General features: G+C 69.8%; 21 protein-coding genes and 1 riboswitch. Of the genes, 14 read left to right on the top strand and 7 right to left on the bottom strand.

What is annotated here, in order from left to right:
• Positions 1 to 40: 40 nt before the first annotated feature.
• Together QO015_RS10930 and QO015_RS10925 are read right to left on the bottom strand one after the other, a co-directional pair.
• Entirely contained in the window at positions 41 to 784 is a 744-nt protein-coding gene (locus tag QO015_RS10930; protein WP_266279458.1) for an SDR family oxidoreductase, read from the bottom strand.
• 20 nt (positions 785 to 804) lie between these two features.
• Entirely contained in the window at positions 805 to 1,605 is an 801-nt protein-coding gene (locus QO015_RS10925; RefSeq protein ID WP_266279460.1) for a GolD/DthD family dehydrogenase, read from the bottom strand.
• Positions 1,606 to 1,780: 175 nt separating this feature from the next.
• On the opposite strand from QO015_RS10925, the gene QO015_RS10920 reads away from it, so the two are divergent.
• From QO015_RS10920 to QO015_RS10890, 7 genes are all read left to right on the top strand, one after another.
• The gene (locus QO015_RS10920; protein ID WP_266279461.1) at positions 1,781 to 2,665 is read left to right on the top strand and encodes a sugar phosphate isomerase/epimerase family protein; all 885 of its coding nucleotides are present in this window, start codon (positions 1,781 to 1,783) and stop codon (positions 2,663 to 2,665) included.
• 249 nt (positions 2,666 to 2,914) lie between these two features.
• Positions 2,915 to 4,384: a sugar ABC transporter ATP-binding protein gene (locus tag QO015_RS10915; protein ID WP_266279462.1), complete on the top strand. Its 1,470-nt coding sequence runs from the start codon at positions 2,915 to 2,917 to the stop codon at positions 4,382 to 4,384.
• A 36-nt stretch (positions 4,385 to 4,420) separates the two neighbouring features.
• Positions 4,421 to 5,404 carry an ABC transporter permease gene (locus tag QO015_RS10910; protein ID WP_266279463.1) on the top strand — a complete coding sequence of 328 codons (984 nt, stop codon included), beginning with the start codon at positions 4,421 to 4,423 and terminating at the stop codon, positions 5,402 to 5,404.
• A 78-nt stretch (positions 5,405 to 5,482) separates the two neighbouring features.
• Positions 5,483 to 6,508 (top strand): substrate-binding domain-containing protein, encoded by a 1,026-nt coding sequence (locus QO015_RS10905; RefSeq protein ID WP_266279464.1) that lies wholly within the window; start codon positions 5,483 to 5,485, stop codon positions 6,506 to 6,508.
• A gap of 132 nt (positions 6,509 to 6,640) precedes the next feature.
• On the top strand, positions 6,641 to 7,870 hold the full coding sequence (locus tag QO015_RS10900; protein WP_266279465.1) for an ROK family transcriptional regulator: 1,230 nt from the start codon (positions 6,641 to 6,643) through the stop codon (positions 7,868 to 7,870).
• 11 nt (positions 7,871 to 7,881) lie between these two features.
• Positions 7,882 to 8,835 (top strand): tagatose kinase, encoded by a 954-nt coding sequence (locus QO015_RS10895; RefSeq protein WP_266279467.1) that lies wholly within the window; start codon positions 7,882 to 7,884, stop codon positions 8,833 to 8,835.
• Positions 8,835 to 10,097, top strand: coding sequence for a D-tagatose-bisphosphate aldolase, class II, non-catalytic subunit (locus QO015_RS10890; protein ID WP_266279469.1), 1,263 nt, complete (start codon positions 8,835 to 8,837; stop codon positions 10,095 to 10,097). Before QO015_RS10895 ends, QO015_RS10890 begins: the two co-directional genes overlap by 1 nt.
• A 37-nt stretch (positions 10,098 to 10,134) precedes the next feature.
• Here QO015_RS10890 and QO015_RS10885 read toward each other — a convergent pair whose 3' ends face one another.
• Complete coding sequence (locus QO015_RS10885; protein ID WP_266279470.1) at positions 10,135 to 10,467, bottom strand: hypothetical protein; 333 nt, start codon at positions 10,465 to 10,467, stop codon at positions 10,135 to 10,137.
• A gap of 377 nt (positions 10,468 to 10,844) precedes the next feature.
• On the opposite strand from QO015_RS10885, the gene kdpF reads away from it, so the two are divergent.
• The 7 genes from kdpF to QO015_RS10850 are packed head-to-tail and all read left to right on the top strand — an operon-like array spanning position 10,845 to position 18,975.
• Entirely contained in the window at positions 10,845 to 10,934 is a 90-nt protein-coding gene (gene kdpF / locus QO015_RS10880) for a K(+)-transporting ATPase subunit F (protein ID WP_266279472.1), read from the top strand.
• Between the two features lie 27 nt (positions 10,935 to 10,961).
• Positions 10,962 to 12,665 (top strand): potassium-transporting ATPase subunit KdpA, encoded by a 1,704-nt coding sequence (kdpA, locus tag QO015_RS10875; protein WP_266282371.1) that lies wholly within the window; start codon positions 10,962 to 10,964, stop codon positions 12,663 to 12,665.
• Positions 12,666 to 12,667: 2 nt separating this feature from the next.
• On the top strand, positions 12,668 to 12,817 hold the full coding sequence (locus QO015_RS10870) for a hypothetical protein (RefSeq protein ID WP_266279473.1): 150 nt from the start codon (positions 12,668 to 12,670) through the stop codon (positions 12,815 to 12,817).
• 25 nt (positions 12,818 to 12,842) lie between these two features.
• Entirely contained in the window at positions 12,843 to 14,924 is a 2,082-nt protein-coding gene (gene kdpB / locus QO015_RS10865) for a potassium-transporting ATPase subunit KdpB (protein WP_266279475.1), read from the top strand.
• A gap of 8 nt (positions 14,925 to 14,932) precedes the next feature.
• Positions 14,933 to 15,538 carry a K(+)-transporting ATPase subunit C gene (locus QO015_RS10860; protein WP_266279476.1) on the top strand — a complete coding sequence of 202 codons (606 nt, stop codon included), beginning with the start codon at positions 14,933 to 14,935 and terminating at the stop codon, positions 15,536 to 15,538.
• Positions 15,539 to 15,595: 57 nt separating this feature from the next.
• Entirely contained in the window at positions 15,596 to 18,292 is a 2,697-nt protein-coding gene (locus QO015_RS10855; RefSeq protein ID WP_266279477.1) for a DUF4118 domain-containing protein, read from the top strand.
• Positions 18,289 to 18,975, top strand: a complete 687-nt coding sequence (locus QO015_RS10850) for a response regulator transcription factor (protein WP_266279478.1) — start codon at positions 18,289 to 18,291, stop codon at positions 18,973 to 18,975. Before QO015_RS10855 ends, QO015_RS10850 begins: the two co-directional genes overlap by 4 nt.
• Positions 18,976 to 18,979: 4 nt before the next feature.
• Here the strand turns inward: QO015_RS10850 and QO015_RS10845 are convergent, their stop codons facing one another.
• From QO015_RS10845 to QO015_RS10830, 4 genes are all read right to left on the bottom strand, one after another.
• The gene (locus QO015_RS10845) at positions 18,980 to 19,999 is read right to left on the bottom strand and encodes an AraC family transcriptional regulator (protein WP_266279479.1); all 1,020 of its coding nucleotides are present in this window, start codon (positions 19,997 to 19,999) and stop codon (positions 18,980 to 18,982) included.
• Between the two features lie 129 nt (positions 20,000 to 20,128).
• Positions 20,129 to 20,806 carry an energy-coupling factor ABC transporter permease gene (locus QO015_RS10840; protein ID WP_266279480.1) on the bottom strand — a complete coding sequence of 226 codons (678 nt, stop codon included), beginning with the start codon at positions 20,804 to 20,806 and terminating at the stop codon, positions 20,129 to 20,131.
• Positions 20,807 to 20,841: 35 nt separating this feature from the next.
• Positions 20,842 to 21,063: riboswitch (cobalamin riboswitch) on the bottom strand.
• Between the two features lie 42 nt (positions 21,064 to 21,105).
• Positions 21,106 to 22,725: a copper resistance CopC/CopD family protein gene (locus tag QO015_RS10835; protein ID WP_266279481.1), complete on the bottom strand. Its 1,620-nt coding sequence runs from the start codon at positions 22,723 to 22,725 to the stop codon at positions 21,106 to 21,108.
• A 54-nt stretch (positions 22,726 to 22,779) separates the two neighbouring features.
• Positions 22,780 to 23,307, bottom strand: a complete 528-nt coding sequence (locus tag QO015_RS10830) for a YcnI family copper-binding membrane protein (protein WP_266279482.1) — start codon at positions 23,305 to 23,307, stop codon at positions 22,780 to 22,782.
• Between the last annotated feature and the right edge of the window lie 97 nt (positions 23,308 to 23,404).

The raw sequence follows: 23,404 nt of genomic DNA, 5'->3' as shown, positions 1-23,404 counted from the left end.
CGGTCAAGCGCCGGCCGGTTGCCGGCGCCGGCCGCCTCGCTCAGAGATCCTGGTTCTGCGGCAGCATCACGAGGTCGCGGATCGTGACATGCGGCGGCCGCGTCAGCATGAAGAGCAGCGCCTCGGCGACGTCTTCCGAGACGAGACCCTCATGCGCGGCCGCGCGCCGCTCGATCTCTGCCGGGTCGTCGATGCCCCAGAGCTCGTTCAGCACCATGCCGGGTGCGAGCGCGCCGACGCGGACATTGTGGCGCGACACCTGGCGGCGGACGCCGTGCACGAAGGACTGCACCGCATGCTTGGTGGCCGAATAGACCGGCTCCCAGTGGATCGCCTGATGGCCCGAGATTGAGGAGGTGACGATCACGTCGCCCGAGCGCCGCGCGATCATCTCCGGCAGCACCGCATGCACCATGCGCACGACGCTGTTCACGTTGATGGCGATGATCTTGTCGAACTCGTCGGGGTCGCCGTCCACCACGTCGCCGGAGACATAGCTTCCGGCATTGGCGAACAGGATGTCGATGCCGCCAAAGCGCTCGCGGGCCGCGGCGTACAGGCGGGCGATGTCCTCGGCCCTGGTGATGTCGGCCGGCACGGCAAGCGCATCGCCGCCGATCTCGGCGGCGACCGCCGCGAGGCGGTCGGCCGAGCGGGCCGCGAGCACGAGCTTCGCGCCCTCGTCGGCGAAGCGGCGCGCCACGGCGCGGCCGATGCCGGAGCTGGCGCCGGTGACGACCATCACCTTGCCGGCGATGGATTGGCTGCGGGCTATCCCCGTCATTCTCGTCGTTCCTCCCGAATTCAGCGGATCGTGTAGCCGCCGTCGACCATGAGATTGGCGCCGTTCACCATGGCGGCGGCGTCCGAGGCGAGGTAGATCGCGGCGAGCGCGATCTCGTCCGGCTGCGCGAAGCGGCGAGTCGGGATCTCGGCGCGGGCGCGGACGCCCTTTTCGCCGGCCCAGCCGATCTTCGCCATCGCCGTCTCGACGACCGTCGGCGAGATGCAGTTGGCGGTGACGCCGCGCGGCCCCCATTCGAGCGCCATGCAGTTGGTCATGCCGATCAGGCCGGCCTTGGAGGCGGAATAGGCGACATGGCCCTCGATGCCGATCACCGCGGCCTGCGAGGCGATGGTGACGACGCGGCCCCAGCCCTTCGCGAGCATGTGGCGGGCGGCTTCGCGCGAATAGAGGAAGGGTGCGCGCAGATTGACGGCGATGGTCAGGTCGAAGTCGTCGGTCGGCTTCTCCTCGGCCGCATGCAGCGTCCCGATGCCGGCATTGTTGACCAGGATGTCGATGCCGCCGAAGTCCTTCGCGACCGCCGCGACCTGCGCCACGATCGAGGCCTCGTCGGTGACGTCGCCGACATAGCCGCGATGCTGCGGGCCGAGCGCCTCGGCGGCGGCGATCACGTCCGGATTGCGGTCGAGCAGCGCCAGCCGCGCGCCGGCCTCGGCGAAGCGCCGGGTCATGGCCGAGCCGATGCCGCCCGCGGCGCCGGTGATGATGGCCACGCGGCCCGTCAGGTCGAAGGGCGCGAGTGAACCGCCAGAAACGCCGCCGGAAGCCCCGGCAGGCGCGCCGCCTGTCTCCGTCATGAAATCCTCCCGATGCCGCGTCGATCGCGCGGCCAGCGCCCCCTTGGCGGGGGCTCCATTCCTCACGTTCCGAAAGCTAGCCGCACGCCCTCTTGAAGGCAAGTTAGTTTGCTGCTACTCACAACAAACAAGCGGCGGCAAGCCGCGGCTCGATGACGAAACCGGAAACGCTCCCATGACCAAGCTCGGCATTCACTCCTTCGTCTGGACCGGCGGCAGCACCGCCGAGGCGCTCGAAGGCGCCATGGAGAAGTCGCATCGGCTCGGCTACGGGCTGATCGAGTTCCCGCGCCTCGATCCGAAGAAGTTCGACGTTGCCTGGCTGGCCAAGCGTCTCGAGAACTACGGGCTCAAGGTCGTCGTCACGATGGGCCTGCCGCCGGATGCCGACGTTTCCAGCGAGGATGCGGCGAGCGTGAAGCGCGGCGAGGCGATCCTCGACGACGCGGTCGCCATCACCCGCGATCTCGGCGGCTCCAAGCTCGGCGGCATCATCTTCTCGGCGCACAACAAGTATCGCAGCCTGCCGACGCAGAAGGGCTGGGACAATTCGGTGGCGACGCTCGCCAAGGTCGCGGATCGCGCCAAGTCGTCCGGCGTCTCGCTCAATCTCGAGCTGGTCAACCGCTTCGAGACCAATCTCCTCAACACGACGGCGCAGGGCCTCGCCTATATCGAGCAGTCCGGCTCGGACAACATCTTCCTGCATCTCGACACGTTCCACATGAACATCGAGGAGGCGGATCCGGCCGCCGCGATCCGGCTCGCCGGCGACAAGCTCGGCTATTTCCATATCGGCGAGAGCAATCGCGGCTATCTCGGCTCGGGCGTCATCGACTTCACTGCCGCCTTCGATGCGCTGCACGCGATCGGCTACGACGACTGGATGACCTTCGAGAGCTTCTCCTCGGAAGTCGTCGACGAGGATCTCTCGGTGACCTGCGCGATCTGGCGCAACACCTGGACCGACAATGTCGAGGTGGCCCGCCTCGCCAAGGCCTTCATCGAGGCCAAGCAGGGCGAAGCCGAGCGCAAGGCGATCGCCAACCGCACCCCCTGATCGACCCGCGACGCCCGGCGGCCTCCGACGATGAGGGGCCGCCGGACGCTGCACCGCAGCAATTATGTTTGCTGTCGCAACGAACTAATTTACAGAGTCCGAAATAATCGGACCGCAGGGAGGTTCGAGATGCCCGACCACACTCCTGCTTCGCCTCGACCCGCGACCGGCGCATCTCCCCATGCGCCATCGCCCGAGCCCCGTCCGTCGCACCTCCCTCCTCCAGCGACGGGCGGGGCGGGCGACCTTTTGCTCGCCGCGACCAGCGTCGCCAAGTCCTATGCCGGCGTGCCGGCGTTGACCGACGGCCGCATCCAGCTGAAGCGCGGCAGCGTGCACGCACTTTGCGGCGGCAACGGCGCCGGCAAGTCGACATTCCTGTCCATCCTGATGGGCCTTCATCGGGCCGATTCCGGCTCGATCCTCGTCAAGGGCCGCCTCGTCCACTACGCCTCGGCCGCCGAGGCGCTCGCCGACGGCATCGCGATCATCACGCAGGAACTCTCGCCCGTCCTCGACATGACGGTGGCCGAGAACATCTATCTCGGCCGCGAGCCGCGCCGCGGTGGCTGGTTCGTCGACCGCGCCAGGATGGAAAGCGATGCGGCCGCGCTGTTCGCCCGCCTCGGCTTCGACATCGACCCGAAGCTCCGGATGCGCGAATTGTCGGTCGCGCGCATCCAGCTCGTCGAGATCGCCAAGGCGATCAGCCGCGACGCCGACATCCTGATCATGGACGAGCCGACCTCGGCGATCGGCGAGAAGGAGACCGCGACCTTCTTCAAGGCGATCCGCGGCCTCTCGGCTGCCGGCGTCGGCATCATCTATGTCTCGCATCGCCTGACCGACATCTTCCAGATCGCCGACAGCTACACGGTGTTCCGCGACGGCCGCTTCGTCGAAAGCGGCGCGCTGGCCGATATCGACCGCCAGCGGCTGATCGCTCTCATCGTCGGCCGCGACCTGCGCGACGCCGACCAGCGCGCGAGCACCGCCCGGCCCGAGCCGATGATCGAGATGCGCGGCTTCTCGCGCGCCGGCCAATTCGCCGACATCTCGCTGCAGATCGCGCGTGGCGAGATTCTCGGCCTCTACGGGCTGATGGGCGCGGGGCGCAGCGAATTCGCCAACGCCGTCTATGGCAACCAGCCGAAGGATACCGGCGAGGTGCTGATCGACGGGCGGCCGGTGGAGATCCGCGCGCCGTCGGATGCGCTCAGGAACGGCATCGCCATCGTCACCGAGGATCGCAAGGAGACCGGTCTCGTCCTTTCCTCCTCGGTCTCGGACAACATCGTCATCGCGGCGCTCGGCCGCTTCTCCCGCCTCGGTTTCGTCGACGGCCGCAAGGTCGCGGGCGCGGTCGAGAAGGAGATCGCCGCCTTCCGCATCCGCACCGCCTCGCGCCACCTGCCGGTCCAGAGCCTTTCCGGCGGCAACCAGCAGAAGGTGGTGCTCGCGCGCTGCGTCGAGACCGAGCCGCGCATCCTCATCTGCGACGAGCCGACCCGCGGCATCGACGAAGGGGCGAAGCGCGAGGTCTACGCCTTCCTCTCCGCCTTCGCGGCCGCCGGCAATGCCGTGCTGCTGATCTCGTCCGAGATCCCCGAAATCCTCGCCAATGCCGACCGCATCGTGGTGTTCCGCCGCGGTCGCATCGCCGGCGAACTCGCGGCGGGCGAGGCGACGCAGGACGCGCTCGTCCATCTCGCGAGCTGACCGAACAACCAGAAGAACGCGCCACGGGAAACGCCGATGTCCGATCTCTCCGCCTCGACCGTCTCCGCCGACACCCGCGGCCGCGCCCTCGGCCGCTTCCTGTCGCGCTACGGGATCCTGATCTCGTTCCTGATCCTGTTCGTGATCCTCTCCTTCGCCCATCCGAACTTCCTGTCGACGGGCAACATCACCAATGTGCTCCGGCAGGTGTCGATCAACGGCATCCTCGCCATCGGCATGACCTTCGTCATCCTGACCGGCGGCATCGACCTTTCCGTCGGCTCGACGCTGGCGGTGGCGGGCGTCGTCGCCGGCAGCCTGGTGACGGGCGGTGAACCCTTCAATCCGGCCGTCGCGTTTCTTGCCGCGATCGCGGTCGGCGGCCTTGTCGGCACCGTGAACGGCACGCTGGTCGCCCGCTTCGGCGTGCCCGCCTTCGTGGCGACGCTCGGCATGCTCTCGATGGCCCGCGGCGCGACGCTGCTCTACAGCGACGGCCGCCCGATCCCGAACCTCTCGCCGGCCTTCCGCTGGCTGGGCCAGGGCTTCATCGCCGGCGTCCCTGTGCCGGTCATCATCTTCCTCGCCGTCTTCGTCGTCGCCTGGATCGTGCTTCGCTTCACCGTGTATGGCCGCTGGGTCTATGCGGTCGGCGGCAATGTGAAGAGCGCGCGCACCGCCGGCATCCCGACCCGCAGCGTCATCTTCTCGGTCTATCTGCTGATGGGCGCGCTCGCCGGCCTCGCCGGTGCGATCCTGACGGCGCGCACCACCTCGGCGCTGCCGCAGGCCGGCCTCGGCTACGAGCTCGACGCCATCGCGGCGGTCGTCATCGGCGGCACGTCGCTGACCGGCGGCCTCGGCTCGGTCGGCTACACGCTGATCGGCGCGCTGATCATCGGCATCATCTCGAACGGCCTCGATCTGATGGGGGTCTCGTCCTACTACCAGCAGGTCATCAAGGGCGCGATCATCGTCGTCGCCGTCCTCGTCGACCGCTCCCGCCACATGAATCCGTAAGGATCCGCGCGCCATCGCGGCGCGCGGCCGCGCGTTCCCGTCTTCCAAGAAGCCATGATCCAAGGGAGGAACCCGAATATGGCACGCTACACCCTGACCCGCCGCACGCTCGCGGCGCTCGCCGGCGCCGGCCTCGCGGCGCTCGCCGTCGGCGCGGCCCATGCCGATGCCGCCAAGCCGCGCATCGCGGCCGTCGTGCAGAGCCTCGACACCGAGTTCAACGTGCTCTGGGCCAATGCCGCCAACAGCCATCCGCTGGTCAAGGACGGCACGGTGACGCTCACCGTCCTCGACGGCCGCATGGACGCGCTGACCCAGTCGAACCAGTTCGACACCGCGATCAGCGAGAAATACGACGCGATCATCTTCGTGCCGGTCGACATCAATGCCGGCAACGATCCGGTCGAGCGCGCCAAGAATGCCGGCGTCCCGGTGATCGGCTCCAACACGCTGATCTCCAACACCGATCTCTACAACGCCTATATCTCCTCGAACGACGTCGAGGCCGGCAAGATCCTGGCCAAGTCGGTGTTCGACAAGATGGGCGGCAAGGGCAATGTCGTCATCGTCGAGGGCATGATCGGCCAGTCCGCGCAGGTGCAGCGTCTCGAGGGCATCGAGGCGACGCTCAAGGACTACCCGGACATCAAGGTGCTCGAGCAGAAGACCGCCAACTGGTCGCGTGCCGAGGCGCTCAGCCTCGTCGAGAACTGGCTGACGGCCCATCCGGACCAGATCCAGGGCATCATCGGCGAGAACGACGAGATGGCGATCGGCGCCCTCGAGGCGGTCAAGGCGCATGGCCTCGACCCGAAGAAGATCCCGGTCGCCGGTGTCGACGGCGTGACCGACGCGCTGCTCGCCGTGCAGCGCGGCGAGATGATGTCGACGCTGCAGGATGCCGATGCGCAGGCCCAGGGCGCCATCGACCTCGCGCTCGGCGTCGTGCGCGGCGCCGACTACAAGCCGCAGGCCAAGGTCTGGGACGTCAATGGCGGCCAGCTCGCCTGGGACGGCGGCAAGCAGAAGCAGTATTCCGTGCCGTGGGTCCCGGTCACGGGCGAGAATGTCGAAGCGCTTCTCGCGATGCGCAAGACGCAGTAAGCAGGATCAGCTTACGACGATCACGACGACAGGCGGCGAGGCGGGTTTCCCCGCCCTGCCGCGACCCGAGGCGGAGGGGCCTCGACCAACCATCACGCGCTCGTCGCCCAGCATTGCTCAGGCCCCCGCATCGTGGCTACACCGCAGTCCGTCCGCTACCTGAACGAGATCCGCGCACTCAACGCGCTGTTCCGCGCCGGCGGCATGAGCCGCGCCGACCTCGCGCGCGTCCTCGGCCTCAACCGGTCGACCACTGGCAACATCATCGCCAATCTGATGACCGACGGCATGGTCGTCGAGCGGACCGACCGGCCGCGCGGCGACAGCCCGCAGCGCACCGGACGGCCGGGCATCCTGATCGAGCTCGACGCGGCAGGCGCCTATTTCCTCGGCGCCGAGATCGGCGTCGACCGCTTGACCGTGGTGGCGACCGACATGGCCGCCCGCGAGATCCGCCGCGAGACCATCGCCTATCCCACCTTCGAGAGCGCGCCTGACGCCGTGTCGGACCGCCTCGTGGCGATGATCGCCGCCGTGATCGAGTCGCTGCCGAAGGCCGATCGCGTGCGCGGCGTCTGTGTCGGCCTTCCGGCGCTGCTCGACGAGGGGCGCGTCATCAACGCGCTCATCATCGGCTGGCGCGACGTGCGGCTGAAGGAAATGCTGGCCGAGCGGCTCGCGCGCCGCCTGCCGGGGCTCGACCTCCTCGTCGCCGTCGAGAACGACGCCAACGCCTTCGCCATCGCCGAGACCTATCGCGAGACGGCGCATCGGTCCGAGACCGTCGCCTTCCTGCTGATCGAGAACGGCGCCGGCGGCGGCGTCGTCATCGGCGGACGGCTCTTCCGTGGTTCCGCCGGGCTCGCCGGCGAGTTCGGCCAGCTCGTGGTCGGCGGCGAGGGCTTCTTCGTCGGCCGCCACAAGCCCGGCCACCTCGAAAGCTATATCGGCAAGGACGCGCTGGTCGCGCGCTATCGCGCCAACGGCGCCGCCGCGGGCGACGACCTCGACCGCTTCCTCGCGGCGCTGGAGGCCGGCGAGGCCATGGCGCGGCGTACGGCGTCGGAGTGGGGTCGGCGGCTTGCGATCGGCCTCGTGCAGCTCACCAGCGTGCTCAATCCGGGCGCCATCATCCTCGGCGGGTCCGTGGCGCCGGTGTTCCGCCATGTCGCCGGCGAGGTCGAGGCCGCGATGCGGCGCGAATTCCTCGAAGGCTTCCCGATGCCGCGCATCGAGGTCTCGGCGCTCGGCATCGAAGGGCCGGCGCTCGGCGGCGCCTTCATCATGCACCAGCGCATGTTCTCGATCGACGAGCGTGCGATCTATGCCAGCGAACAGCCGCTGACGCTGTTCCGCACCTGAAGGGGAACATCATGGACGGACCCGTCGTCACGATCGGCGAGATCCTGGTCGAGATCATGGCCACCACGCTCGGCGACGGCTTCCTGGAGCCGCAATCGTTGATCGGGCCGTTCCCGAGCGGCGCGCCGGCCATCTTCATCGATCAGGTGGGCAAGCTCGGCGCGCCGGCTGCCATCGTCTCGGCGGTCGGCGACGACGATTTCGGCACGCTGAATCTCGACCGTCTCCGGAAGGACGGCGTCGACGTCTCGGCGGTCGCGGTCCTCCCCGGCGCCGCCACGGGCAGCGCCTTCGTGCGCTATCGCGCCGATGGCAGCCGCGCCTTCGTCTTCAACATGCGCGACAGCGCCGCCGGCAAGATCGCGGCCACGGCCGAGGCGAAGGCGGTCCTCGCCGGCGCGGCGCATCTGCACGTCATGGGGTCCGGCCTGCCGATCCCCGCCGTCCACGGCATGATCTTCGCCACGATCCCCGACCTCAAGGCGCGCGGCGGAACCGTGTCCTTCGACCCGAATGTTCGCCGCGAGACGCTGCGCGACGCCGAGGGCAGGGCGGCCTTCGACCGCGTTCTCGCGGTGACCGATCTCTTCCTCCCCTCGGGCGAGGAACTCGCGATGTTCGCCGAGGGCGCCGGCGAAGAGGACGCGGTCGCCCATCTCCTGGCCGCTGGCGTCCGGGAGATCGTCCTGAAGCGCGGCGCGGCCGGCGCGAGCCATTTCGACCGCGACGGGCGCACCGACATGCCCGGTTTCGCCGTCGAGGAGATCGATCCGACCGGCGCGGGCGACAGTTTCGGCGCGACCTTCCTCGTCGCGCGTCGGGCGGGGCTACCGGTCGAGCGCGCGCTCCGCTATGCCAACGCGGCCGGCGCGCGGACGGTGACGATCAAGGGGCCGATGGAGGGCACCTCGACCTTCGCCGAGCTCGACGCCTTCATCGCCGGCGCCATCGTCAGGAGCCCTTGATGTCCGATTTCATCCGCGATCTGCCGAAGGCCCGCCGCGACGGGCGCCGCCTCGCCATTACCTCGGTCTGCTCGGCGCATCCGGACGTGATCCGGGCCACCTTCCGCCACGGCCGGGATGGAGAGGGTCCGGTGCTGATCGAGGCGACCTGCAACCAGGTCAACCAGGATGGCGGCTATACCGGCATGAGGCCGGCCGATTTCCGCCGCTTCGTGCTCGCCATCGCGGCCGAGGAGGGTTTTGCGCCGGAGCGCATCATCTTCGGCGGCGATCATCTCGGGCCGAATCCGTGGAAGAAGAAGCCGGCCGAGGAGGCGATGGCCAAGGCCGAGGCGATGGTTGCCGCCTTCGTCGCCGCCGGGTTCTCCAAGATCCATCTCGATGCCTCGATGGGCTGCGCCGGCGAGCCGGAGGCGCTCGACGACACGACGACCGCCCATCGCGCCGCGCGCCTCGCCGCCGCCGCCGAGGCCGCCGCCCGCGATGCCGGCCTGCCGCCGCCGGTCTATGTGATCGGCACCGAAGTGCCGACGCCGGGTGGGGCCACCCATGCGCTCGACCATCTGGAGCCGACGACCCCGGCGGCCGTGAAGAAGACGATCGCCACCCATCGCGACATCTTCTTCGCCGCCGGGCTCGAGGCGGCCTATGAGCGCGCCATCGGCATCGTGGTGCAGCCGGGCGTCGAGTTCGGCCATGAGAGCGTCGTCGCCTATCAGCCCGAACGTGCGCGCTCGCTGGTCGCGGTGCTGGAGAACGAGCCCGGCTTCGTCTTCGAGGCGCATTCGACGGATTATCAGCCGGTCGATCGGCTCGCGGCGCTGGTCTCGGACGGCTTCGCGATCCTGAAGGTCGGTCCCGGCCTGACCTTCGCGCTGCGCGAGGCGCTCTACGGGCTCGACTGCATCGCGGCCGAGCTCGACCCGTCCTATGGCGGCCGCCGCCTCGCCGCCGCCATGGAGGCGCTGATGCTCGCCGAGCCGGGCAACTGGCAGAGCCATTATCCGGGCACGGCGGAGGAGCAGCACATCCTGCGCCACTACTCCTATTCCGACCGCATCCGCTATTACTGGCCGCATCCGGAGGCGGAGCGGGCGGTGGCGGCGCTGTATGCGGCGCTCGACGGCCGCGTGATCCCGGAGACGCTGGTGTCGCAGTTCCTGCCGCGCGCGGCGGGGGCTGGACCGCTCGATGCGCACGGACATGTCCTCCACGCGGTCGAGCGCGTCCTGGAGGACTACGCCGCCGCGATCAGAGGGTGAGGTCGGCCGGCGGCGGGAGCCGCCGGATCACCTCCGCTCAGTTGCAGCCCTTGGTCACCATTGCCTGGCTGATATCGGCGCGCTGGCGCGAACTGGTCGGGCGCGGACCCGTCGTCACGCCGCCACCGCCGCCGATCGGAACATTGATCGAGACATTGTCGGAATTGCCGCTGCCGAAGGTCTGCTGCTGCTGGCGGCGGGCCCAGGAGGCGTCGGACGCGGCGCTGCGGGCCGCGGCCTCGAGCTCGGCGCAGCTCATCAGAGCATAGTCGCCGTTCATCGCCGCGGTCGAGCGCGGCGGCGGCGTGCTGGCGCTGGTACAGGCCGCGAGCGCCGCGAGCGGCAGGATCGCCAGGATGGACGTGCGCATGGTGGTTCGCCTCCCTCGTTCAGATGCGCCATATGACGCGCGCCGCCTCCGCCGCGCAAGGCGCCCCTCGCGGCGCTGGCCGGACCGGCCGGGGGCATCGCGCGGGTAGAGCCCCGGCATCTCCTATGCTTTTCCTATGAAGCGCCGCCTTGGCCGCGCTCGAATCCCTATGCCCGCCTGCCGATACTTGTCCCATCGGACGGCCGCCTCCTCGCGGCCGCGACCGATGCCGCGCCGCGATGCCTCGCGCGCGGCAACCCGGAGAATGAGTTCGGCCATGCTCGACATCCTGCTTCCCGTGCTCGCCCTCGGCTGTTTCGGCGTGGCGATCCTCTACGCCCGCGCCGCGGCCGGCTTCTGAAGAAGGCACCCCCAAAATGATGCTCGACTACTGGCTGGGCGGAGCGGTGACGCTCGTCGTCCTCGCCTATCTGACGCTCGCGCTGCTGCGCCCCGAGCGCTTCTAGGAGGCTGCCGCCATGACTTCCACGGGAATGACCCTCAACGGCTGGCTCCAGATCGCCCTCTTCGTCGCGCTGGTGCTGGCGCTGACGCGGCCGCTCGGCAGCTACATGACCCGCGTCTTCTCCGGCGAGCGGACCTGGCTCTCGCCCGTCCTCGCCCCGGTCGAGCGCGGCTTCTACCGGCTCGCCGGCACCTCGGAGCGCGAGGACCAGCACTGGCTGGCCTATGTCGTCGCCATGCTCGTCTTCAACGCGGCCGGCTTCCTGCTGCTCTACGCGCTGCTGCGCCTGCAGGGCAAGCTGCCCTTCAATCCGCAGGGCATGGGGCCGGTGCCGGAGGCGCTCGCCTTCAATACGGCGGTCTCCTTCGTCACCAACACCAACTGGCAGAACTATGGCGGCGAGGGGACCATGTCCTATCTGGTCCAGATGGCCGGGCTGGCGGTGCAGAACTTCCTCTCCGCCGCCACCGGCATCGCGCTGGCCGTCGCGCTCATCCGCGGCTTCGCGCGCCGCGAGGCGCATGCGATCGGCAATTTCTGGGTCGATATGACCCGTGCCACGCTCTATGTGCTCTTGCCGATCTCGATCCTGCTGACGCTGTTCCTCGTCTGGCAGGGCGTACCGCAGACCCTCGCCCCATCGGTCGAGGCGACGACGCTGGAAGGCGCGCGGCAGGTGATCGCGCTCGGCCCGATGGCCTCGCAGATCGCCATCAAGATGCTCGGCACCAATGGCGGCGGCTTCATGAACGCCAATGCCGCGCATCCCTTCGAGAATCCGACCGCGCTCGCCAACCTCGTGCAGATGGTCGCGATCTTCGCCATCGGCGCGGCACTCACCAATGTCTTCGGGCGCATGGTCGGCAACGAGCGCCAGGGTTTCGCCATCCTCGCCGCCATGGGCGTGCTCTTCGCGGCGGGCGTCGTCGCCTGCTACTGGTCGGAAGCCTCCGGCAACCCGCTCGTCCATGCGCTCGGCATCCAGGGCGGCAACATGGAGGGCAAGGAGGTCCGCTTCGGCATCGCGCTCTCCGCGCTGTTCGCCGTGGTGACGACAGCCGCGTCCTGCGGCGCGGTCAACGCCATGCATGACAGCTTCACCGCGCTCGGCGGCATGATCCCGCTCATCAACATGGAGCTCGGCGAGATCATCGTCGGCGGCGTCGGCGCCGGCCTCTATGGCATCCTGCTCTTCGTGGTGATCGCGGTGTTCATCGCCGGGCTGATGGTCGGCCGCACGCCGGAATATATCGGCAAGAAGATCGAGGCGAGGGAGGTGAAGCTCGCACTGCTGGCGCTGCTGATCCTGCCGCTCGCCATGCTCGGCTTCACGGCCGTCGCGACCGTGCTGCCCTCGGCGGTGGCCTCGATCGCCAATCCCGGCCCGCACGGCTTCTCGGAGATCCTCTACGCCTACACCTCTGCGGCGGCGAACAACGGCTCGGCCTTCGGCGGCCTCACCGGCAACACCGACTGGTACAACATCACCCTTGGCATCGCGATGTTCGTCGGGCGCTTCCTGATGATCGTGCCGGCCGTCGCCATCGCCGGGTCGCTCGCCGCGAAGAAGACCGTGCCCGCCTCGGCCGGAACGCTGCCGACCGATGGCGGCCTCTTCGTCGGGCTTCTCGTCGGCGCCATCCTCGTGATCGGCGGGCTGACCTTCTTCCCGGCGCTGGCGCTCGGGCCGATCGTCGAGCACTTCCAGATCCTCGCAAGGGCCGGAGGATGACCATGACGATCCCGGCCCCCGACGATCCGCGGCAGGCCAGAACGCCGCCACCCGCCGCCTCGCTCGTCATCGTCGCCATGATGGCGATCCTGGCCGCGGCCGCGGGCTTCGCCGCCGTCCTCACCGCACTTTTTCCCGCACTCGCCGCCTGAGCGGCAAGGAAACGGAATTCCCCAGATGTCCAAGTCCCCTTCCGCGACTGCCGGCCCGGCCGGGTCGCGTTCCGCGAGCATCCTCGACCCGGCCATCCTGCTGCCGGCCATCGGCGCCTCGTTCCGCAAGCTCGATCCGCGCAAGCTCGCCCGCAACCCGGTCATCTTCGTCGTCGCCCTGGTGACGCTGCTCACCACCGTCCTCTTCATCCGCGACGTCGCGGCCGGCCGCCCCGGCCTCGGCTTCTCGCTGCAGATCAATCTCTGGCTCTGGTTCACCGTCCTCTTCGCGAATTTCGCGGAAGCGGTGGCCGAGGGGCGCGGCAAGGCGCAGGCGGATGCGCTGCGCCGCACCCGCAGCGAGACCGAGGCGAAGCTGCTCTCCGGCGACGACCTCACCGCATGGCACCGCGTTCCCGGCGCGAGCCTCAAGGTCGGCGACGTCGTGCTCGTCGAGGCCGGTGACATCATCCCCTCGGACGGCGAGGTGATCGAAGGCGTCGCCTCCGTCAACGAGGCCGCGATCACCGGCGAGTCGGCGCCCGTCATCCGCGAATCCGGCGGCGACCGCTCGGCGGTGACCGGCGGCACCGAGGTGCTGTCCGACTGGATCCGCGTGCGCATCACCGCCGCCGCCGGCTCCACCTTCCTCGACCGCATGATCAGCCTCGTCGAGGGCGCGGAGCGGCAGAAGACGCCGAACGAGATCGCGCTCAACATCCTGCTCGCCGGCATGACGCTGATCTTCGTCTTCGCCACAGCGACCATCCCGAGCTTCGCCACCTATGCCGGCGGTTCCATCCCGGTGCTGATGCTGGTCGCGCTGTTCGTCACGCTGATCCCGACCACCATCGGCGCGCTGCTCTCGGCGATCGGCATCGCCGGCATGGACCGCCTCGTCCGCTTCAACGTGCTGGCGATGTCGGGCCGCGCGGTGGAGGCGGCCGGCGATGTCGACACGCTGCTGCTCGACAAGACGGGCACCATCACGCTCGGCAACCGCCAGGCGACGGAGTTCCGCCCGGTGCGCGGCGTGACGGCGGCCGAGCTCGCCAATGCGGCGCAGCTCGCCTCGCTGGCCGACGAGACGCCCGAGGGCCGCTCGATCACCGTGCTCGCCAAGGAGAAATACGACATCCGCGCCCGCGACATGGCCGGCCTGTCGGCGCGTTTCGTCCCCTTCACCGCCCAGACGCGCATGAGCGGCGTCGATATCGGCAACGACGTGATCCGCAAGGGCGCGGTCGATGCGGTGCTCGCCTATGTCGGCGCCGACCCGGCGACCTCGGCGCTCGCCCGCGAGGTGAACGCCATCGCCGGCGAGATCGCCAAGACGGGCGGCACGCCGCTGGCGGTCGCCGAGAACGGCCGCCTGCTCGGCGTCGTGCAGCTCAAGGACATCGTCAAGGGCGGCATCCGCGAGCGTTTCGCCGAGCTGCGCCGCATGGGCATCCGCACCGTGATGATCACCGGCGACAACCCGATGACTGCCGCGGCCATCGCGGCGGAGGCCGGCGTCGACGACTTCCTGGCGCAGGCGACGCCCGAGGCGAAGCTCGCCCTCATCCGCGCCGAGCAGGCCAAGGGCAAGCTGGTCGCGATGTGCGGCGACGGCACCAACGACGCGCCCGCCCTCGCGCAGGCCGATGTCGGCGTCGCCATGAACACCGGCACGGTAGCGGCGCGCGAGGCCGGCAACATGGTCGATCTCGACAGCGATCCGACCAAGCTCATCGAGATCGTCGAGATCGGCAAGCAGCTGCTCATGACGCGCGGCGCGCTGACGACCTTCTCGATCGCCAACGACATCGCGAAATACTTCGCGATCATTCCGGCGATGTTCGTCGCCTTCTATCCCGAGCTCGGCGCCCTCAACGTCATGGGCCTCGCGACGCCCGAGAGCGCCATCCTGTCGGCGATCATCTTCAACGCGCTCGTCATCGTCGCGCTGATCCCGCTGGCGCTGCGCGGCGTCTCCTACCGGCCCGTTGGCGCGGCCGAACTGCTGCGCCGCAATCTCCTCGTCTACGGCCTCGGCGGCATCCTGGTGCCCTTCGTCGGCATCAAGCTGATCGACATGGCCGTCGCCGCCCTCGGTCTCGCGTGAGGTCCATCATGCTGAAACAGATCCGTCCCGCTCTCGTCCTCCTCGTCCTCTTCACCGTGCTGACCGGTCTCGCCTATCCGCTCGGCATGACCGGTCTCGCCAGGGCCCTGTTCCCGGACAAGGCCGGGGGCAGCCTCGTCACGCGCGACGGCAGGATCGTCGGATCAGCGCTCATCGGCCAGAACTTTGCCGGCGAAGCATATTTCCACGGCCGGCCCTCGGCGACGCTCGGCCCCGATCCGGCCGACCCCGCGAAGTCGGTCGCCGCGCCCTACAACGCGTCGAACTCCATGGGCTCCAATCTCGGCCCGTCCAACCCGGCGCTGATCGACCGCGTCACGGCCGAGCGCGACGCGCTGGCCGCGACCAATCCCGGCGCCCCCGTCCCGATGGATCTCGTCACGACGAGCGGCAGTGGCCTCGACCCGGACATCTCGCCGGAGGCGGCGTTCTTCCAGGTGCCGCGCGTCGCCAGGGCCCGTGCCATGGACGAGGCGGCCGTGAGGGCGATCGTGGCCGCGCATGTCGACGGCCGGCTCTTCGGCATCATCGGCGAGCCGCGCGTGAATGTCCTCGCGCTCAATCTCGATCTCGACAGCCGCGCCGGCGGATAGGATGCTGCGCAGCAATCGATCCGGCCGGGGCCTCCCGGCCGCCGCGAAGGAGCCGTGATGGCCGAGGAAACGGACGGCGAGGGGCACCGACCCTCGCCCGACGCCCTGCTCGAGGCGGCGCGGCGCGAGGGCCGCGGCCGCCTCAAGCTGTTTCTCGGCGCGGCGCCCGGCGTCGGCAAGACCTACGAGATGCTCGAGACCGGCCGGGCCCGTCTCGCGGCCGGCACCGATGTCGTCATCGGCGTGGTCGAGACGCATGGCCGCGCCGAGACCGAGGCGCTGGTCGCGCCCTTCGAGACCATCGCGCGCCGGCAGATTCCCTATCGCGGCCAGATGCTGGACGAGATGGATCTCGACGCCATCCTGGCGCGGCGGCCCGAACTCGTGCTCGTCGACGAACTCGCCCACACCAACGCGCCCGGCAGCCGCCATCCGAAGCGCTACATGGATGTCGAGGAACTGCTCGCGGCCGGCATCGACGTCTATTCGACGCTCAACATCCAGCATGTCGAGAGCCTCAACGACGTGGTGGCGCAGATCACGCGGGTGCGCATCCGCGAGACCGTGCCGGATTCGGTCCTCGACGCGGCGGACGACATCGAGGTGGTCGACCTCTCGCCCGCCGACCTCATCCAGCGCCTGCATGAAGGCAAGATCTATCTGCCTCGCACCGCGAAGCGGGCGATCGACCACTTCTTCTCGCCCGGCAACCTGACGGCGCTCAGGGAGCTCGCCCTGCGCCGCACCGCGCAGCGGGTCGACCAGCAGCTGCTCAGCCACATGCAGAGCCATGCCATCGCCGGTCCCTGGGCGGCCGGAGAGCGGGTGCTGGTCTGCGTGAGCGAGGATCCGCGCGCGCAGGCGCTCGTCCGCTATGCGAAGCGCCTCGCCGACCGGCTGCGCGCGCCCTTCGTCGCGCTTCACATCGAGACGGCGCGCACCCGCATGCTGGACGAGACAGCGCAGGAGCGCATCGCCGATGCGCTGCGCCTCGCCGAGCATCTCGGCGGCGAGGCGGTGACGCTGCCGGGCGGCGGGCGGCGTATCGCCGACGACGTGCTCGGCTATGCGCGGCGCCAGAACGTCAACCACATCGTCATCGGCAAGTCCGAACGCTCGCGCTTCTTCGAGATCCTGCACGGCTCGGTGGTGCACGACCTCGTGCGGCGCGCCGGCACGATCAGCGTCCATGTCATCGCCGGCGAGGCGATCGACGCGGCCGCGCCGCATCAGGCGCCGCCGCCCCCGCACGCCGCCACGCGACCCGGCCCCTATGTCGCCGCGGCGGCGATCGGCACCGCGGCGCTCGGCATCGGCAAGCTGATCGAGCCGCTGGTCGGCGCCGGCAGCGTCGATCTCGTCTTCCTGCTCGGCGTCGTCGTGGTCGCGAGCTATGGCGGCCTGTGGCCGGCGCTGTTCGCGACGGCGGTTTCGCTGCTCGCCTACAACTTCTTCTTCCTGCCGCCGACCTGGACCTTCACCATCGCCGACCCGACCAATGTCGCGGCGCTGGTGGTCTTCACCATCGTGACCTTCCTCGTCGCCAATCTCGCGGCACGGGCGCGGGCCGAGGCCGTCGTCGCGAGGAGCCGCGCCGCCGCGACCGAGGCGCTCTATTCCTTCAGCCGGAAGCTCGCAGCCGTCGGCACGATCGACGACGTGCTCTGGGCAACGGCCTACCAGATCGCCTCGATGCTCGACATGCGCGTGGTCCTGCTCCTGAGCGAGGACGGCGAGTTCGCCGTCCGTGCCGGCTATCCGCCCGAGGACCAGCTCGACGAAGCCGACATCGCCGCCGCGAAATGGGCCTTCGCCAACAACCAGCCGGCCGGCCGCGGCGCCGATACGCTTCCGGGCGCGCGGCGCTTCTTCATGCCGCTCTCGACCGGGCGCGGCCCGATCGGCGCGGTCGGCATCGACAGCGACGAGCGCAGCGGACCGCTGCTGACGCCCGACCAGCGCCGGCTGCTCGATGCGCTGGCCGGGCAGGCGGCGCTCGCCATCGAGCGCGTGTTCCTCGCCGCGGATGTCGAGCGCGCGCGCCGCGACGCGGAAGCCGACCGGCTGCGCCAGGCGCTGCTGTCCTCGATCTCGCATGACCTGCGAACCCCGCTCGCCGCCATTCTCGGCGCCGTCGGCACGCTGCGCGGCTATGGCGCCGACCTCGACCCGGCGACGCGCGACGAACTCCTGGCGACGACCGAGGCGGAGGCGGAGCGCCTCAACCGGTTCATCAACAATCTCCTCGACATGACGCGGCTCGAAGCCGGCGCGATCCGCCCCGCCACCATCCCCACCGATCCCGACGAGATCGTCGGCAGCCTCGCCGAGCGCGTTGCGGCCGTCGTGTCCCGCCACCGCTTCGTCGTCGACGTCGCGCCGAACCTGCCGATGGTCGCCGTCGATCCCGTCCTGATCGAGCAGGCCCTCTTCAATCTCGTCGACAACGCCGCCAAATATGCGCCCGCGGGCACGACCATCACGCTGGCGGCCCGGCGCGAGGGTGATACGGTCGCAATTGCCGTGCTCGACGAGGGGCCGGGTCTCGGCGCCGAGGAGCTGGAGCGCGTGTTCGACAAGTTCTATCGCGTGGAGAAGGGCGACAGCGTGCGCGCGGGAACCGGCCTCGGGCTTTCCATCAGCCGCGGTTTCGTCGAGGCGATGGGCGGCAGCCTCACGGCGGCGCGCCGCCCGGACAGGCCGGGCCTCGCCTTCACCATCCGCCTGCCCGCCCATGCCGGAGAGCGGGGGTGAGCGCCGGCCGCGTCCTCGTCGTCGACGACGAGCCGCCGATCCGCCGCCTGCTGAAGGCCGGGCTCGGGACGCAGGGCTACGAGGTGATCGAGGCGGCCGACGGCGCGACGGCGCGCGTGGCGATGGCGGAGGAGCGGCCGGACGGCGTGATCCTCGATCTCGGTCTGCCCGATATCGGCGGCGAGGCGCTTCTCGAAGGCTGGCGCCGGTCCGGCGTCACGGTGCCGATCCTCATCCTCTCCAGCCGCACGGGAGAGGCCGGCATCGTCAAGGCGCTGGACGCCGGCGCGGACGACTATGTGACGAAGCCGTTCGGCATCGACGAACTCGTCGCACGGCTCCGCGTGGCGCTGCGTCACCGCGTTCAGGCGGAGGGCGCCGCGCCGGTCTTCAGGACGGGCGGGCTCAGCGTCGATCTCGTCCGCCGCATCGTCCGCCTCGACGGAGCCGAGATCCATCTCTCGCCGAAGGAATACGAGATCCTGGCGCTCCTGGCTCGCCACGCCGGCAAGGTGATCACTCACCAGCAATTGATGAAGGCCGTCTGGGGCGGGGCGATCGACGCGCAGCAGCTGCGCGTCTATGTCCGCCAGGTCCGCCAGAAGCTCAAGGACGATCCCGCGCGGCCCTTCTATATCCGCACCGAGACCGGCGTCGGCTACCGTCTGCGCGAGGCCGACTGACGCCTCACCGCGGCTCGCCCGATGCCGAGCCGCGCCGCCAGCGGGTCGGCGATATGCCGGTCCAGCGGCGGAAGGCCCGGTCGAAGGCGCTGGGCGTCCCATAGGCGAGCGTTTCGGAAATGTCCGCGACGTCGAGATCGGTCAGGCTCAGCAATTCGCAGGCGATCGAGAAGCGGACCTGCTGCTCGATGGCGCGGAAGGTCACGCCCTCGTCCTTCAGGCGGCGGTTGAGCGTTCTGAGATGGATGCCGATCTGCCGGGCGATCGTCTCGGCGGAGGCATCCCCCATCAGGATGGCAGGCTTCAGCAGGTGGCGGACGCGGGCATCGAAATCGGGCGCGCCGAAGGGCGGGCTTTCGTCGAGAAGCGCGGCGAGCCGCGCGCGTTCGGCCCGGTCATGGCCGGCGATCGGCAGGCGCATCGCCTCTGCGCTCAGCGCCAGAGCCGCATAGGGCTGATTGAGCCGGACCGGGCAGCCGAGCGCCGCCTCGTAATGACTGCGCGGTGCGTTGCCGCGATGGCAGACGAGGACCTCGATGGGGCCGGCGCGCGTCCCGGCAAGGCTTCGGATCGCGTTGACGGCCACCGCCATGGCGAGGTCGTAGAGCTGGTCGGCCCCCGTTTCGTAACGGTCATAAATGCCGTAGCCGAGGTGGAATCCCTCGCCATGCGGCATCAGGAAGGTGACCGCGCCGCGCGAGTTGCGGTGCTGGTTGCGGACGAAATCCTGAATGGCCTCGCCGAGCGTCGGCGCATGGGCCACGAGCTGGCCGACCGTCCCGAGCGCCCGGTGATCCTGCGCCAGGCCGATCTCGAGGCCGAGATGGCGCTGGCCGGTCAGCTTCACCGCCCGATCCATCACTCGGCAGATGGCGACGAAAGGGGCGACGCCGTCGCGATTGGAGAAGGCCTCGGCCTCGATGCCGCTGCCCTCCACTATCGCGTCCATCGACACGCCATGGCTGCGGACGATATCGGGCAGGCCCACGAGCGGGCCGATCCGTTGCAAGCGTCTATGCGGCATGATCCCCCTGGAGTCGCAAACGATGCACGGGCAGTCTGCAACGAAATGGAGCGGGGCGGAAGGAATGCCATAGCGGCGAACCGGGTAGCCGGCCGTCCGGCCGGCCACCCGTCGTGTCAGGCCGCCAGATCAGGCGGTCTCGAACAGGCGGCGCTCGAGGAGCGGATTGCCGCGCAGGCCCTTGAGCGCCTTGGCGGAGGCGAGAACGGCGAGATCGACGAGCGGCTCGACGACGATGACGAGCAGATAGGCGCCGCCGAAGGTGGAGATCGCGGCGGTGTTCTCGGCCGTGAAGCCCTGGCCATAGAACGCCCAGAAGGCGACCCAGGCGACGATGCCGGCCTGATAGGCCGTCGAAAGCGCCAGCGCCTGGCGATAGCGGAGCTCGACATAGGGCGTGCCGGGCGCGATGACGCGGCCAGCCAGCATCGAGAGACCGAACAGCGGCACCAGCAGCGTGGTGACGTTCATGCCGTATTGCGGCAGGTCGAACGGCGCGAAGGTGAGGCCCTGCAGCAGCAGCCCGAGCGCGAGGCCGAGCGCCGCCGGCGCGGCGCCGAAGATGAGGAACAGCGTCGAGCCGAGGATGAGATGCACCTCCGAGACGCCGACCGGCACATGCGGCAGCACCTCGAAGAACGAGAAGACGAGCGCGGTCGCGGCGGCGCTGCGCCCGATGAGCGAGACGGCGCCCCGCGCGCGGATGCTGTCCGCCGCGAGCTTCAGGGCGTAGGCGCCGGCGGCCGCGCCGGTCACATAGCTGAGCCAGATCTTGTCGGGCGATACGAGGCCGGGTTCGATATGCATTCCAGTTCTCCTTGCCGTCTTCCCCGACGGCTGCGGGTTGAGTCATGCGCCTGGCCGGTCTCCTGACTCGCGGGTCACCGCACGCCCCCCGCCTTCCCGGAACATCCCGAAGGATCGTCCAGTGGCATCTGGGGGACGGCTCACCGCTCACAGTCGCGGGGGCGGTCGGGGCTTCGGACCGGATGGTCCTTCCCCGTTCCCGTTTCACCCTTCGACGAGTCGCCTCGCCGAAGGACACCATGCGCGAGAGGGAACAGGCGCCGCCAGCGCCCCCCTGTCAAGCCTCAGCCGTCATGTCGTCACGGCCGGATCTCGATGGCGTCTTCCAGCTTTGCCATGCGGAAGTCGTCGATCAGGATGTCGATGCGCACCTGCCAGCGGCCGGCGATCGGGATGGCGAGCGCGTCGATGCGCCAGACGGCGTCCGAGCCTTTCACGGCCTTGCGGCGGATCGGCTCGATGCCCGCGGCGGGATTGGCGAGGACGAGCGTCACGTCCTTGGCGTCGAGCGGCCCGAAATCGCCGGTCATGACCGAGATCGCGGCGGCCACCGTTCCGGCATGGCCCGGCGTCAGGCTGAGATCGGCCATCGCATCGGCCGCGTGGATATGGATCGACGCCGGCTCGGCCGCTGCCTCGGCGAGGGCGCGCGGCGGCGGGGTGAAGCGCCAGAGCGCCGCGGTCCCGAAGATCGCCAGCACCAGAACGAGTTCGGCGGCGATGGAGCGCCGCAGCCGGCTGCGCGCGCGCGGATCATCCCGCTCGGCCGGCGCGGTCAGACGCAGCCGGTTGAGCGCGGCGAGGGCGAACAGCAGGGCGAGCAGGGCAAGCTTCGCCAGCAGCACGCGGCCATAGGAGGTCGTCCACAGCGCCGACGGCGTCTCCACCTGCACCACGGCGAGCGCAATGCCGGCGGCGGCGAGCGGCAGCACCGCGAAGGGGATCGCCCGCGAGAAGCGCCGCAGCGTCCGCGCCGACGGTTCGCCGCCCTCGCGGAGCGCGGCGGCGAGCGGGAGCAGGGCGCCGGCCCAGAAGGCGATGCCGACCGCGTGCAGGAACACGGCCGGCCGCGTCAGCCATTGCGGGCTGGCGGCGCTGGCATGACCGCTCGCCGCCAGCGCTACGCCGACGCCGATCAGCGACAGCGCCGCGAAGAGGCGGGCGCCCCGCGCGGCCAGCGAGAGGGAGAGCAGCGCCATGACGAGCGCGATCGCGGCGAGGAGGCCCGTCGCGCCGTAGCTCGTGGACCAGCCTGTGCGCCAGGCGATCGGCGCTCCGAGCCCCGAGAGCGGCAGCGCCAGCGCGTCGACGCCGAGCAGTCCGATCGACAGCGGCGCGGCGAGGAGGCCGGCCCAGGCCAGCGCACGCACGACCGGCGTTGCCCGGCGGCCCCCGATGAAGGCGATGAAGAAGGCGCCGCCGGCCCCGAGGAAAAGGCCGACATAGAGAAGGCCGCGCATGGCCCAGATGGCGGCGCCGAGCGCGAGATCCGGCGCCTCCTGCGGTTCGGCACCCCCTCCGGCGCTGGGGGCGCCGATGGAGAAGACGACGGAGCCGCCGACCGGATGGCCGTCCTCCGAGATCACCCGCCATGAAAGAACATGGGTGCCCTCGCCGAGATCGGCCGGCGCCGCGATGTCGAGCGTCGCGTCGTTGAGCGCGTAGCGGTCGAGAAGGGTGTTCGATCCGTCCGGCCGGACGAGTCGCAGAACGAGCGGCGAGACGGGTTCGCTGAAGCGCAGCGAATAGGCGCCCGGCGCCGTCGCCACCACCGCCCCGTCGGCTGGAACAGCGGCCACCAAAGCCGCATGGGCAAAGGCGCGGTGCGAGGGAAGGAGCAGCGCGAGCGCGAGCATCGCCAGCGCGAGCATGCGGATCAGCGGCGCCGCGCCGCGCCGGTCGGTTGGAACGTCAGTCATGCGCCGTCGCCCTCGAAGGGAGGCACGCGCCGGGGGCGCGTGCCTCGGGTGCCGTTACTTCTTGGGAACGAGCGTCACGCCCGGGGCGGGCGACTCGTAATCGTCGGCGACCTTGCCGGCGGCCGGAATCTCGATCCAGCGCTCGGCGGCGCCGTCCGGGCATTCCTGCACGACGGGGAAATAGAGGACGGTGCCGGTCTTGAGATCGCCCGTCAGATAGGCGCGCAGCACAAACTCGTCATATTCGTCGTCGGCGAGGCTGCCGCCGGTCCAGACGACTTCCTTCACGCCCTCCGAGGTCGGCGTGCCGTAATAGTCGTAGGACTTGGCATAGGCGCCCTTCACCTTCTCCAGCGTCCAGCCGGGCTTCGGCTGCGGCTTCACGGCGATGACGCCCTCGGGGATCTGTACGCGGATCTTGATGGTCGGCTTGCCTTCGCAGCCATGGCCGACGCGGAACACGGCCTTGTAGGAGCCGGGCACCGCCGCCTCGGGCGCCTCGAGCGTGACATGGGCCAGCGCCGGTCCGGCCGCGAGGGCGAGAAGAGCGGAGGCGAGCGTGAGGGTCTTGAGGAAGTTCATGAATCTGTCCTGATGAACGGGCTCGACGCGCCGGTCCATGCGGCCGCCTTCGAGCGTGCCGGGATCGAGCGGTCTCGCCGTATGAGAGCGAGCCGGG

It is taken from the genome of Kaistia geumhonensis (assembly GCF_030815145.1).
GTDB classification, from domain to species: Bacteria; Pseudomonadota; Alphaproteobacteria; order Rhizobiales; family Kaistiaceae; genus Kaistia; species Kaistia geumhonensis.
This window is presented reverse-complemented; position numbering and strand designations above follow the sequence as displayed.